Source organism: Dietzia maris (genome assembly GCF_014144855.1).
In the GTDB taxonomy this organism is placed as follows: Bacteria; Actinomycetota; Actinomycetes; order Mycobacteriales; family Mycobacteriaceae; genus Dietzia; species Dietzia kunjamensis.
Genome location: NZ_JAALDN010000418.1, coordinates 1 through 12673 on the forward strand (window position 1 = coordinate 1; position 12673 = coordinate 12673).

The window sequence follows — 12673 nt, forward strand, 5'->3', positions numbered from 1 at the left end:
GCCCGCCACCGCAGCACCTCGGGATGCGGTTGGACGCAGGTCAGGCACACGGCGTCCCGTGAGCCGGGGTCGCGGACGAGGATCCCCCACCCGGCGTCGGCCACGTCCGCGCGAACCGACGGGACCGGCGGCAGGCTCGAGGAGTCCCCGGGCGCCGTCGTGAGCAGGGACAGCGCCTCCGGCGCCGGATACGAACGCCCGGCGCGCCGCAGCGTCGTGACGAGCCCGGGCAGGAGTCCTGCCGGGCCGGCGGCGGGGGAGACCTCGGCGAGCATCGGGACAGGCGCTCCGACGATCTCCAACAGGTGCGACTCCGCCAGGCCGGAGACGTACGAGGTCAACTCGTCGAACGGTTGATCCGCCCACGCGGTGCGCAGGAGGTACAGCGGCAGCGGCCACGCCGGGGACAGCGCGGTACTGCGGGTGAGGGGTCGGGACATGACGATCAATCCTACCGGCGGTGTGCCGCCGGCACCCCCGGCGCGGCGACGGCTACCGTGTCTGGCCATGGCAGACATGTACGGCTCCGACATCCTGTCCGGCACGGCGCGACGCCGCCGCCCGGAGGTCCCCGTCGTCGACGCCGAACGGGACCTGGTGGTGGAGGACGCCGAATCCGGGTTCTGCGGCGCCGTGGTGGGTTTCGACCGGTCCTACGACGGCGAGTTCGTCAAACTGGAGGACCGGCGCGGTCGGGTGCGCATCTTCGCGATGACCCCCTCGGCGTTCCTCATCGACGGCTCCCCGGTCACCCTGCGGAAGCCGGCCCCGGCAACGCGGCGGGGGCCCGCGGTCACCGCGTCGGGGTCGCGGAAGGTCGAGGGACTGCGGGCCCGCTCGGCCCGCGCGGGGCGAATCTGGGTCGAGGGCATCCACGACGCCGCGCTCGTGGAGAAGATCTGGGGCCACGATCTGCGGGTCGAGGGCGTGGTGGTCGAACCGCTGCACGGGATCGACGATCTGCACGCGCTGGTCACCGAGTTCGGCCCCACCCGTCAGGCGAGACTCGGCGTGTTGGTGGACCACCTCGTCGAGGGCAGCAAGGAATCGCGGATCGTCGCCGGACTGGGGCAGGACGTCCTCGTGACCGGCCACCCGTACGTGGACATCTGGCAGGCGGTCAAACCCTCCGCCGTGGGGATCCGCGAATGGCCGGTGGTCCCCCGCAGCGAGGACTGGAAGACGGGGATCTGCCGGCGGCTGGGCTGGGGCGAACCCGCCGACGGGTTCCGCCACGTGCTCGCCTCCGTGAGCACCTACCGGGACATCGAACCCGCGTTGCTCGGAGCGGTGGAGAGGTTGGTCGACTTCGTCACCGAACCGGCCTGACCGGCAGCGTGGCGTCGAGGACCATCCCCACCAGTCCGATCAGGGCGAACCCAGCGGTGGCCCACAGTGCGGCCGTGCCGTCACCCTCGGTCAGGGAATGCCCCAGGAGGACCGCGGCGACGGTCCCGGGCGCACTGCCGATGAGGGTGGCCAGCAGGAACTGCGGGTAGGAGATCGAGGTCAGCGCGGCGGCGTAGTTGACCACCGAGAACGGCACCGCGGGTACCAGCCGCAGACTGCCCACCGAGAGCCACCCGCGCCGACGCAGTCGTGCGTCGATCGAGGCCACCCGCGGATCCGCGCGCAGCGCGGCTGTCCGGTCGTGACCGAGGCGACGGACCCCGGCGAACGCCAGTGTCGCCGCGATGCCGGTGGCCACGAGAGTCCACGGGATGGCCACGGCCGGGGTGAACAGGACCGCGGCGGTGTAGGTGAAGGTCGACCGGGGGATGGGCGAGACCGTGACGAGCGCGTAGGCGGCGAAGAAGGCAACGGGGAACCACGGACCCAGTCGCGTGGCCCATTCACGGAACTGCTCCAGCCCCGGGGTCGGCACGAGGGTCGCGACCAGGACCACCAGCGCGACGGCCGCCACCCACGCCAACACCCGGTTCCGCACCGGGACGACTGTAGTTGCCGTGGTGCGGACGTCGTCCCCCACAGGTCCCCCTCGCCGCGAGGGCGTGTTCCGGCCCCGGTGGGGCTGGACTAGAGTCCGGGGGTGACCCCCTTCACTCCACACGAGAACGAGGTACCGGTGACCAGTTCGACCACAGGCCCAGACCTTCGCTCCTGGTACGCCTCTGTGGGAGCCGTCCTCGCGAAGGCCGCCCGCAAGGATCCCGCCGACATGCCCGAGGACGCCTGGCGCGCACTGGTCGCCACCACACGCGACGGCATCGAGATCAACCCGCTGTACACGCGGGAAGACGAGATCGCCGAGCGCCCCGCGCCCGGGCAGTTCCCGTACGTCCGCGGCGGGGGCCGGTCGGGGCTGCCCGAGAGCGGCTGGCACGTCAGCTCGCGCATCGCGGTCACGGGGGAGGCCTCCGAGGTCAACACCGAGATCCTGGACCTGTTGAACCAGGGGGTCTCGGCACTGTGGCTCACCGCCGAGCCCGCCGCGCTGGCAGCGGTCCTCAAGGACGTCTACCTGGATCTGGCCCCGGTCACCTTCGATTCCGGTGCCGGCCTGGTCGAGGTCGCCGAGTCGTTCCTCGCCCTGCTCGACGAGCGCCGCGAGGCGGGTGACGGGGTCGTCGACCGCGCCGCCGTCGTCGCCGACCTGGGGGCCGCGCCCGTGACCGCCGCCTACGCGGGGACCGGCACGATCGAGCTCGACGCCGCGGTGCAGCTGGCCACGCGCGTCACCGAGCGCGAGGAGACCATCCGGACCTTCGTCGCCGACGGCACGGTCTTCCACGCCGACGGCGCCGGCGACGCCCAGGAGTTGGCCTACGCCGTGGCCGCCGGACTGGAGTACGTGCGGGCGCTGATGTCGGCGGGACTGTCCGCCGCCGCCGCGCTGCGCCAGATCTCGTTCCGGCTCGCCGCCACCGATGACCAGTTCGCGTCGATCGCCAAGTTCCGCGCGGGACGGCTCATGTGGGCCCGCGTCGCCGAACTCCTCGGCGCTCCCGAGGCCGGTGGCGCTCCGCAGCACGCGGTGACCTCCATGGCGATGATGTCGCGCCGGGACCCGTGGGTGAACATGCTCCGGACCACCCTCGCCGCGTTCGGCGCCGGGGTCGGCGGCGCCACCTCGGTGACGGTCCTCCCGTTCGATGCCTCGGTGCCGGGGGGCCTCGAGAGCACCTCCCATGCCTTCGCCGCGCGTATCGCCCGCAACACCCAGCTCCTGCTGCTCGAGGAGTCGCATCTCGGACACGTCGTGGACCCGGCCGGTGGCTCCTGGTACGTCGAGTCGCTCACCGACGCGCTCGCCGACGCCGCGTGGTCGGCGTTGCAGACGATCGAGGCGGAGGGCGGCCTGACCGCCGCGATCTCCTCGGGGACCGTCGCCGACGCCATCGCCCGCGTACGCGAGGCACGCGACGCCGACATCGCCCACCGCACGGCCCCGATCACCGGTGTGTCCGAGTTCCCCGATCTCGACGAGCAGCCCCTCGACGCCTCTCGCCGTGGCGGCGACGACTACCGCTACGGCCGCGCGTTCGAGGACCTGCGGGACCGGTCCGACGCGCACCTGGAGGCCACCGGCTCCCGCCCGACCGTCCTGATCGCGGGCCTCGGCCCCCAGGCCGAGACGACTCCCCGCGTGACGTTCGTGGCCAACCTGCTCGCCGCCGGCGGCATCGAGGCACGCAATCCGGTCGTCACCGAGGCCGGGCAGTACGCCGGGGCGCACGAGGGCGAGCGGATCGCCGTGCTCTGCGGCGCGGACAAGCGCTACGCGACCGAGGGCGCCGACGCCGTCCGCGCGCTCCGGGACGCCGGGGTGTCGACGGTGTACCTCGCCGGCGCCGAGAAGGGCTTCCCCGCCGACACCACCGACCGCCCGGACGGGTACCTGGCCCTCGGCATCGATGCCGTCGCCGCCCTGACCACCCTCCTCGACCAGCTGGGAGTGCAGTGACATGACGACCTTCCCCGATTTCAGCACCACCCCGTTGCGGGAGACCTCCGAGGGGGCGCCCCTGCCGGACGGTGTCGAGACCACGGCCGACCACGAGGTGGGTCCCGGCGTCGACGCGGACCCGACGTGGGAGACGCCGGAGGGTATCGACGTCAAGCGCGTCTACACCAAGGCCGACCGTGACGCCGTGGAGGCGGGCACCGCCCCGACCGACGACGGCGAGGAGGTCACCCCCTTCCCGTTGGACACGGTGCCGGGTGCGGCACCCTTCCTCCGCGGGCCCTACCCGTCGATGTACGTCAACCAGCCGTGGACCATCCGCCAGTACGCGGGGTTCTCCACGGCCGCTGAGTCCAACGCCTTCTACCGGCGCAACCTCGCAGCCGGCCAGAAGGGCCTGTCGGTGGCGTTCGACCTGGCCACGCACCGTGGGTACGACTCCGATCACCCGCGGGTCGCCGGCGACGTCGGCATGGCCGGGGTGGCGATCGACTCCATCCTGGACATGCGCGAGTTGTTCGACGGCATCGACCTGTCGTCGGTGTCGGTGTCGATGACGATGAACGGCGCCGTCCTGCCGATCCTCGCGTTCTACGTGGTGGCGGCCGAGGAGCAGGGGGTGACGCCGGACCAGCTCGCGGGGACCATCCAGAACGACATCCTCAAGGAGTTCATGGTCCGCAACACCTACATCTATCCGCCCAAGCCCTCCATGCGGATCATCTCGGACATCTTCGCCTACACGTCGAAGATGATGCCGCGCTTCAACTCGATCTCCATCTCCGGTTACCACATCCAGGAGGCCGGTGCGACGGCCGATCTCGAGCTGGCGTACACGCTGGCCGACGGCGTGGAGTACCTCCGCGCCGGTCTGGACGCCGGGTTGGACATCGACAAGTTCGCGCCCCGCCTGTCGTTCTTCTGGGCCATCGGCATGAACTTCTCCATGGAGATCGCCAAGCTGCGCGCGGGGCGTCTGCTGTGGAGCGAGCTGGTCGAGAAGTTCGGGCCGAAGAACGCCAAGTCCAAGTCGCTGCGGACCCACTCGCAGACGTCGGGGTGGTCCCTGACCGCGCAGGACGTCTTCAACAACGTCGCGCGGACCTGCATCGAGGCCATGGCGTCCACCCAGGGTCACACGCAGTCGCTGCACACCAACGCCCTCGACGAGGCGCTGGCTCTGCCCACCGATTTCTCCGCGCGGATCGCCCGCAACACGCAGTTGCTCCTGCAGCAGGAGTCCGGGACCACGCGGCCGATCGACCCGTGGGCCGGCTCGTACTACATCGAGTGGCTCACCGCCCAGCTCGCCGACAAGGCCCGTCTGCACCTCCTCGAGATCGAGGAGGCCGGCGGCATGGCCCAGGCGATCGGGGAGGGCATCCCCAAGCTCCGCATCGAGGAGGCCGCCGCCCGGACCCAGGCGCGCATCGACTCCGGTCGTCAGCCCGTGATCGGCGTGAACAAGTACGTTGTGACCGAGGACCAGGAGATCGACGTCCTCAAGGTCGACAACTCCCGGGTCCGCACCGAGCAGCTGGCGAAACTGGACAAGCTGCGGGCGGAACGGGACGAGGACGCCTGCCAGGCAGCCCTCACCCGCCTGACCGAGGCCGCCTCCGGCGGGGCGGGCAGCGATATGGACGACAACCTCCTCGCCCTCGCGATCGACGCGGCCCGCGCGTACGCCAGCATCGGGGAGATCTCCGACGCGCTGGAGAAGGTCTACGGTCGTCACAAAGCGGAGATCAAGACCCTGTCCGGTGTATACCGGCAGGAGGTCACCAAGGAGGGCGCCGTGGACAACGTCACCCGGGCCATGCGGATGGCCGACGCGTTCGCCGAGCAGGAGGGGCGCCGTCCCCGCATCCTGCTGGCCAAGATGGGACAGGACGGCCACGACCGCGGTCAGAAGGTCGTGGGCACCGCGTTCGCCGACCTCGGGTTCGACGTCGACATGGGCCCGTTGTTCCAGACGCCGGAGGAGGTGGCCCAGCAGGCCGCCGACGCCGACGTGCACGTTGTGGGCGTGTCCTCCCTGGCCGCGGGTCACCTGACCCTGGTACCCGCACTGCGTTCGGCGCTCGCCGGGGTGGGGCGCGAGGACATCATGGTCACGGTCGGTGGCGTCATCCCGCCGGGTGACTTCCAGGAGCTCTACGATGCCGGGGCCGCCGCGATCTACCCGCCGGGCACCGTGATCGCCGAGGCCGCCATCGGGCTGCTCGACGCGCTCGCCGGCGAGCTCGGCCACGACCTCTCGTCGGCCGCCTCGGGTGAGGGGGCCGGCTCGGAGGTGACGTCCTGACCCGCCTCGGCTCCGGACCCGACCCGGCCGGTTCGGGCAACCTGTCGGGCAGTCTGTCTACCACGGCCGGCACCGGCTCGGTGCGTGGACCGGTGCCCTCGGCCACCGGGCCACGTCCGCGGCGCGAGATCGATGTCGACGCACTGCTCGCCGGCGTGCTCGAAGACCACCGCCCGGTCCTTGCCCGCGCGATCACACTGCTGGAGTCCACGAACCCGGCGCACCGGGAGAAGGCCCAACAGCTCCTGTTGGGCGCGCTGCCGCACGCCGGTGGGGCGCTGCGGATCGGCATCACCGGGGTGCCGGGGGTCGGCAAGTCGACGTTCATCGAGTCCTTCGGCCTGTACCTGGTGGAGCAGGGCCTCAAGGTCGCGGTCCTCGCCGTCGACCCGTCGTCCACCCGCACCGGCGGCTCGATCCTCGGCGACAAGACCCGCATGGCCACCCTGTCCACGGAACCGAGGGCCTACATCCGGCCCTCGCCCACGTCCGGCACGCTCGGGGGCGTGGCGAAGGCCACGCGGGAGACGATGGTCCTGCTCGAGGCCGCCGGGTTCGACGTGATCCTCGTGGAGACCGTCGGCGTCGGCCAGTCCGAGGTGACGGTGGCCGGGATGGTCGACTGCTTCACGTTCCTCACCCTCGCCCGCACCGGCGACCAGCTGCAGGGCATCAAGAAGGGTGTCCTCGAGTTGGCGGACATCGTCGCGGTGAACAAAGCGGACGGCCCGCACGTCAAAGACGCCTCGCGGGCCGCCCGCGAACTCGGGGCCGCCCTACGGTTGGTGCGTCCTGCCGACGCGGTGTGGAAGGTGCCCGTCCTGACCATGTCGGGACTGGAGGCCGAGGGACTGGACCGCTTCTGGAACTCCGTCCGCTCGCATCAGGACACGATGAACGGGATCGGCGAGGTGGAGGCGCGGAGGGCGCGTCAGCAGGTGGACTGGACGTGGTCCATGGTCCACGACACGCTGATGGCCCGGCTGGCCGCCGATCCGGAGGTGCGCAGGATCGCCCCGGAAGTGGAGCAGCAGGTGCGCGAGGGCACGCTCACCGCGGCCCTCGCTGCGCAGGCGATCATCGACGCCTTCGACTCCTGAGCCCCGCCGGGCACCGTCTTGCGCAGTGCGCAATGCGCAGGCTTCGCACCGCCCCCGACCGCCCACACCAAATCCGCTACTCGCACTGCCAATCTGCTACTCGGAATCGGGTAGCGAATCCGGAGGGAGAGTAGCGGATTTCGTGTGCCGCGGCGTGGTCAGCGTTTGCGCAGTACGAACCCGACCGCGCTCATGTGCTGGTCGTGCGCGACGAAGGTCCTGCGCATGGCGAGAACCCGCCGGCGGGCGTCCGCGTCGCGGAGGAGGTTTCGGACGATCCGGGCCACGCCGACGATGCCCACGCCGACGATGCCCTCGTCGGCGGGGACACGGCGGGGCTATCCTGCGGGGCCGGGTGGGGGAAGGAGGGATGTGCGGGCACGCCCCACGTCCTTCAGGCGTCCCACCAGCGCTGCAGGAGGTAGTCACGCTCGGCCTCGTTGCGGGCGAGTGCGTGGGCGCGGGCCCACGCCCGGCGCGCCTCCTCCGGACGCCCGAGCAACTCCAGGGTGACCGCCCTCGCCTCGTGGAACGGATGGTGCTCGGCGAGCGCCGGGTCCGCGGACAACTCGTCCAGGTGGGCGATCCCCGCCTCCGGCCCGTCTCGTCGCCCGATGGCCACCGCCCGCGCCATCCGGACCACCGGGCCGGGAGCGAGGATCACGAGCACATCGTAGAGGGCCACGATCTGCCGCCAGTCCGTCGACGCGAAGTCCGGGGCCTCGGCGTGCACGGCGGCGATGGCGCCCTGAACGGAGTACGGGCCCGGGCCGCCCGCGGCAGCCTGCTGTGCGAGCGACAGGCCTTCCTCCAGCAGGAGACGGTCCCACGTGCGGCGGTCCTGGTCCGGCAGGGGAACGGGCATCCCGTCGCGACCGGTCCGTGCGGGCGCCCGTGCCTCGATCAGCACCATCAACGCCAGCAGACCGGTGACCTCCGGCTGGGTGGGCATCAGACGATGGACGATCCGGGCCAGCCGGATCGCCTCCTGCGTCAGATCCCTCCTCAGGTGGTTCGCCCCCTCCGTGGCGGCGTACCCCTCGGAGAAGACCAGATAGATCGCCGCCAGGACGGCCGAGAGCCGGTCGGGAAGCTCCGCGCTCCCGGGTACCCGCACCGGGATCCGGGTGACCCGCATCCGCCTCTTCGCCCTGACCAGCCGCTGCTGCATCGTGGGCACCGGCACCAGGAACGCCTGGGCGATCTCGGCGGTGGTCAGCCCCGCCAGGTACCGGAGCGTGAGCACGACCTGCTCCTCGACCCTCAGGGTGGGGTGGCAGCAGGCGAAGAACAGCTCGAGACGCTCATCCGGGATTTCGTCCGGATCCGCGGGCGAGACCTCCACCGCACGGGCCACCCGGTGTTCCTGCTCGACGTGCAGCCGGGCCAACCGCTCCGTCAGAGCCCGCTGTCGCCGGAGTCGGTCGATCGCCTTCCGCGCCGCGGTCGTCATGAGCCAGGCCAGGGGCTTGTCCGGCACACCGGTGACCGGCCACTTCTCCAGCGCGGCCGCGAAGGCGTCCTGCGTCGCGTCCTCCGCGAGGTCGAGGTCTCCGAACCGCGCCACGAGAGCCGCGAGCAGTCGCGAGCGGTCCTCCCGGCGCAGCGCGCCGAGCACGTCGCGAACCGCCAGACCCGGGGCCGCGCTCTCGCACTCCCCGGGTCGGCGGTCACCGGGCGCCCCGCGCTCGGTGCCCACGGCGTCTCCTGGTCCCTCGGTCACCGGTGCCCGGCGTCCGTCAGTACTCTGCGATGGCCCGGACCTCGACCCGGCCACCATGCACTCCCGGGCATCGCCGCGCCCACGCGAGCGCCGCGTCGATGTCGGGCACGTCGATGATGATCGTGCCCCCGACGAACTCGCGGCTCTCCGCGAACGGACCCGAGGTGATGACGGGGTCGCCGCCACCGGCGGGGGCCGCGAGACTGACCGCGGTCTCCGGGTCGTGCAGGGCGAAACCGCCGGCGAGGACCCCCGCGGCCTCGAGTTCGGCATCGAACGCCATGAACGCCTCCGGTCCGGGCCCCTCGACGGCCCCCTCCGGCCCGGCCTCCCCGCACCGGACGTCGTCGATGTTGCCGAAGAGTAGAAGCACGTACTTCATGTCGATCTCCTGACTGTGACTGGTGGATGCCGGCCGCGGTGAAGTGCGCCGACACCTTCTTGACGAACGGGCACCCGAAGATCGACAGGTCCGCAGAATGAATCTCCGCGCTCGCTGATTCCGCTCCCGGGGCATCCGCGCAGGAGATGTCGCCCGCGGCTGTCTCAGAGGCCGCGCGACTACACTCTCGCGGGCACACGAGGCTCACAGCCGTCAGGGTCGGATGCACACGCCGGCATGCTCACCCACACGCGACAGCTCGTCTGTGAACGACGCGGACGCGAATGGAGTCAGACAGGAGGCGACGGGGGAGACGACAGATGCCGACTCCGAGCCCGCCGACGCTCCGGTTCAGTACCGTTCGTCCGGCACCCGACGGCTCCGCGAGCGCATCGCGAACAGCAGACCGATCACGAAGAGCACCACACCGGCCACCATCAGGATCACCGCGAGGGTGTTCGAGTCGATACCCGGAATGCTGATCTCGACCGCGTACATGAGTATCGCGCCGAGCACCACGAGGACCACTCCGCCGCCGATGTAACCCATAGCTGTTCTCCTTCGTCGTGAGCGTGCGCGTGTCCGCGGTTGTGCGCTCACCCTACGAGAACTCGGCGCCGAATTCAGGCGTGCGGGGAGAGCAGCTTTCGTGCCGGTTCCTCGATGAACCGGTGGCTCGCTGCGCCCGCGGCCAGCGAGCCGGCCACGGTGACGGGCCAGATGACCCCCATCCGCTGGTCCCATAGCCGCGTGCGGGTGAGGGGGAACGCGGCGTGCAGGACGAGCTGATGCCACAGGAAGATTCCGTACGACCAGGTGCCGACCTTCTGCAACGGCGCGGACTCCAGGACCGGGAACCGCGTGCCCTCCGGGGCGAGGACCACCGGGGCCAGGACGAGGAACGCCATCGTGCCCGCCAGACCGGTCCGGGCCGCGAACTCGACGGGGCCCGGGTGGACGAATCCCTCGGAGAACCATCCGGGAACGGTGGTGGCGACCAGGGCAGCGCCGCCGGCGAGCCACCACCCCCACCTCGCGAGTCGATCGCGACACATCCGAGCGAGCGTGCCGGGGGGCGCGGTGACGACCTCGGCCAGCAGCATCCCCGCGGCGAACCAGGCGGCGAACGACGGCGGGAGGATCTGGACGTTGACGTCGGCCGGCAGGATGCCGAGGGCGTGCCACGGGAGCATCGGGAACACGAGACCCGAGGCACCGAACGCGGCGATCGCCGGGATACGCCACCGGGCGGAGTCGCCGCGCAGGTCCTTCATCGCGGTCCACAGCAGCGGGAAGGCGAGGTAGTACGCCATCTCCACGGCCAGCGACCACGCGTGCGTCAGCCCGGCGACGAGGAAGTTCGACGTGTAGATCTGCGTGAGGGTCAGGTTGGCGATCCAGGAATCCGGGCCGTTGACGTGGTTCTGCTCGAGCAGCAGCATCGCGGCGGCGACCAGCACCGCGTACGACGGCAGGATCCGCACGAGACGCGAGCGGAGGTACTCGCGGGTCGGCCGGGCGGTTCCCGGCTCGTCCCTGCGCGCGTGGGCGGCGTGGGCTCGCCACAGCAGGAACCCGGATTTGGCGAAGAAGACGGCGACCGCCAGGTCGAGTCGCCCGAACAGCCGTTTGACGGGTGACCCGGTGGACGCGCGGGTGACGAAGGCGACGTGGGTGGTCAGCACCCCGACGGCCGCGAGGCCACGGATCCCCTCGAGGGCGGGGACGAATCCCCGGGCCCCGGCGAGTCGGCGTGGCGCCGAGCCGGCCGAAGTCGTGTCCCTGCCCGCCGGGTATCCCGAACGGGTGGCCGTCGCGTGGCCCGCACCCTCGAAGGACGCCGCACCGGGGCCTGCCGCCGGTACGGTCACCTCGGCGCGTTGCCGGATCCGCCTACGCACGGTCTCCCGCGCGGTGGCCACGGCGTTCCGGACGGTGACCACCGCAGGCTCGGCCTCGCCGGAGGCCACCGCTGCGCGACGTGCGGAGACCCCGGCGACGACCGCCCCGCCCGCGACGACGATCAGGGCGGTGGCGACAGACCTCATGGACTCTCCCGGGGCGGTGAGGTGGGATGACGGCGGTGCCCGGGAGGGCCCAGAGGCCGCCCGGAACATCCGGAGGAGCCTAACACCGGTTCTAGTTCCGTCCATCGACCGCCCGCGCCTCCGGGTCCGATCACTCCGGGGGCGGGCCGGTGGTCGGTCGGCACCGGTTTTCGTAGGGTGGCATCACCCGTTTCCCGATCGGAGAGCCATGACCGACGCCCCCACCGACCCCGGGTCCGACGCCGTGGACGACCACCCGCCGGAGGCCGTGGACGTCCTGGTGATCGGCGGGGGCCCGGCGGGCCTGTCGGCCGCCACCTGGGTCGGCCGGTATCAGCGCTCCACCCTGCTCGTCGACGCCGGGTGCCAGCGCAATCTCGCGGCGCAGCGGATCCACGGCATGCTCGGCACCGGCCCCACCACACCCGCCGAGTTCTACGCCGACGTCGACGAGGGTCTTCGCGAGTACCCGACCGTCCGACGACTCGGTGGAGTCGTCACCGACCTGGTCAGGGAATCCGACGACCGGTTCGTCGCCCGAATCGCACCCGGCGCCACAACGGATGGTGGTGACGAGAACCCCGTCACGGTCACCGCCAGGCGGATCATCCTCGCCACCGGCGTGCGCGACCGGCTACCCGACCTCGCGGGGATCGACGACCACTACGGGGTCGACGTGCACCACTGTCCCGCCTGCGACGGCCTCACCGCCGCCGGCCGGCGGATCATCGTGCTCGGCGTGGGCGCGCATGTGCCCGCCTACGCGTCCGAATTGCTGGACTGGGCGTCGGAGGTGGTCATCGTCACCGAGAGCGACTCCGACCCGGCCTTCGACGACGATCAGCGGGCCGCCTGCGCGGAGCACGACATCGAGGTGATCGACGGGGTCGCCCGGGAGCTCGTCGGCGACCCCGGCCAGCTGGAGGGGGTCCGGCTCGCGGACGGGAGGGTGATCGCGGGGTCGAAGGTGTTCTTCTCCTACGCGCACCACCCGACGAACGAGCTCGCGACGTCCCTGGGCTGCGAGCTGGACGACGAGGGCGGTCTCACCGTCAACGCGATGCAGCTGACCAGCGTCGACGGCGTGTACGCCGCCGGCGACATCGTGACCGGCCTGCAGCTCGTGCCGATCGCCGTGGGCACCGGCGCCGCGGCCGGCGTGGCGTGCGCGACCTCGCTGCGCGGGC

At 71.6% G+C, this 12673-nt stretch carries 11 protein-coding genes and 1 pseudogene; 5 read left to right on the forward strand and 7 right to left on the reverse strand.

The genetic code is table 11. From position 1 onward, the window contains the following. Positions 1-440, reverse strand: a pseudogene (locus G6024_RS13435) (hypothetical protein); the annotation flags it as partial. 67 nt (positions 441-507) lie between these two features. Between G6024_RS13435 and G6024_RS13440 the strand changes: the two are divergent. Further along, positions 508-1329, forward strand: coding sequence for a DUF3097 domain-containing protein (locus tag G6024_RS13440; RefSeq protein ID WP_182640386.1), 822 nt, complete (start codon positions 508-510; stop codon positions 1327-1329). Here the strand turns inward: G6024_RS13440 and G6024_RS13445 are convergent. Continuing rightward, the gene (locus tag G6024_RS13445) at positions 1313-1990 is read right to left on the reverse strand and encodes a TVP38/TMEM64 family protein (RefSeq protein WP_338402919.1); all 678 of its coding nucleotides are present in this window, start codon (positions 1988-1990) and stop codon (positions 1313-1315) included. The two genes, G6024_RS13440 and G6024_RS13445, sit on opposite strands and share 17 nt — an antisense overlap. Positions 1991-2086: 96 nt before the next feature. On the opposite strand from G6024_RS13445, the gene G6024_RS13450 reads away from it, so the two are divergent. The 3 genes from G6024_RS13450 to meaB all read left to right on the forward strand — a co-directional run bounded on the left by G6024_RS13450 (position 2087) and on the right by meaB (position 7333). Continuing rightward, positions 2087-3925, forward strand: a complete 1839-nt coding sequence (locus tag G6024_RS13450) for a methylmalonyl-CoA mutase family protein (protein ID WP_200841573.1) — start codon at positions 2087-2089, stop codon at positions 3923-3925. A gap of 1 nt (position 3926) precedes the next feature. Further along, positions 3927-6233: a methylmalonyl-CoA mutase gene (gene scpA, locus G6024_RS13455; protein ID WP_067714383.1), complete on the forward strand. Its 2307-nt coding sequence runs from the start codon at positions 3927-3929 to the stop codon at positions 6231-6233. A 92-nt stretch (positions 6234-6325) separates the two neighbouring features. Beyond that, positions 6326-7333, forward strand: a complete 1008-nt coding sequence (gene meaB, locus G6024_RS13460; RefSeq protein ID WP_067714387.1) for a methylmalonyl Co-A mutase-associated GTPase MeaB — start codon at positions 6326-6328, stop codon at positions 7331-7333. Positions 7334-7491: 158 nt separating this feature from the next. Here the strand turns inward: meaB and G6024_RS13465 are convergent, their stop codons facing one another. The 5 genes from G6024_RS13465 to G6024_RS13485 form a co-directional block, all read right to left on the reverse strand. Further along, positions 7492-7635 carry a hypothetical protein gene (locus tag G6024_RS13465; RefSeq protein ID WP_182640387.1) on the reverse strand — a complete coding sequence of 48 codons (144 nt, stop codon included), beginning with the start codon at positions 7633-7635 and terminating at the stop codon, positions 7492-7494. Positions 7636-7727: 92 nt separating this feature from the next. Then, entirely contained in the window at positions 7728-8966 is a 1239-nt protein-coding gene (locus G6024_RS13470; protein ID WP_235027907.1) for an RNA polymerase sigma factor, read from the reverse strand. Between the two features lie 106 nt (positions 8967-9072). Further along, positions 9073-9438 (reverse strand): YciI family protein, encoded by a 366-nt coding sequence (locus G6024_RS13475; RefSeq protein ID WP_069390476.1) that lies wholly within the window; start codon positions 9436-9438, stop codon positions 9073-9075. A gap of 351 nt (positions 9439-9789) precedes the next feature. Further along, positions 9790-9987 carry a hypothetical protein gene (locus tag G6024_RS13480; RefSeq protein ID WP_067714393.1) on the reverse strand — a complete coding sequence of 66 codons (198 nt, stop codon included), beginning with the start codon at positions 9985-9987 and terminating at the stop codon, positions 9790-9792. A gap of 74 nt (positions 9988-10061) precedes the next feature. After that, a complete protein-coding gene (locus tag G6024_RS13485; RefSeq protein WP_182640388.1) occupies positions 10062-11486 on the reverse strand; it encodes an acyltransferase family protein in 1425 nt (474 codons plus the stop codon). Positions 11487-11694: 208 nt separating this feature from the next. On the opposite strand from G6024_RS13485, the gene G6024_RS13490 reads away from it, so the two are divergent. After that, positions 11695-12673: NAD(P)/FAD-dependent oxidoreductase (locus tag G6024_RS13490; protein ID WP_159148918.1), on the forward strand; the 979-nt coding region annotated here is incomplete at its 3' end.

Coding starts and splice junctions, on each gene's coding strand:
- G6024_RS13440 (WP_182640386.1), top strand. CDS start 508: ATGGCAGACATGTACGGCTCCGACATCCTGTCCGGCACGGCGCGACGC.
- scpA (WP_067714383.1), top strand. CDS start 3,927: ATGACGACCTTCCCCGATTTCAGCACCACCCCGTTGCGGGAGACCTCC.
- G6024_RS13475 (WP_069390476.1), bottom strand. CDS start 9,438: ATGAAGTACGTGCTTCTACTCTTCGGCAACATCGACGACGTCCGGTGC.
- G6024_RS13480 (WP_067714393.1), bottom strand. CDS start 9,987: ATGGGTTACATCGGCGGCGGAGTGGTCCTCGTGGTGCTCGGCGCGATA.
- G6024_RS13485 (WP_182640388.1), bottom strand. CDS start 11,486: ATGAGGTCTGTCGCCACCGCCCTGATCGTCGTCGCGGGCGGGGCGGTC.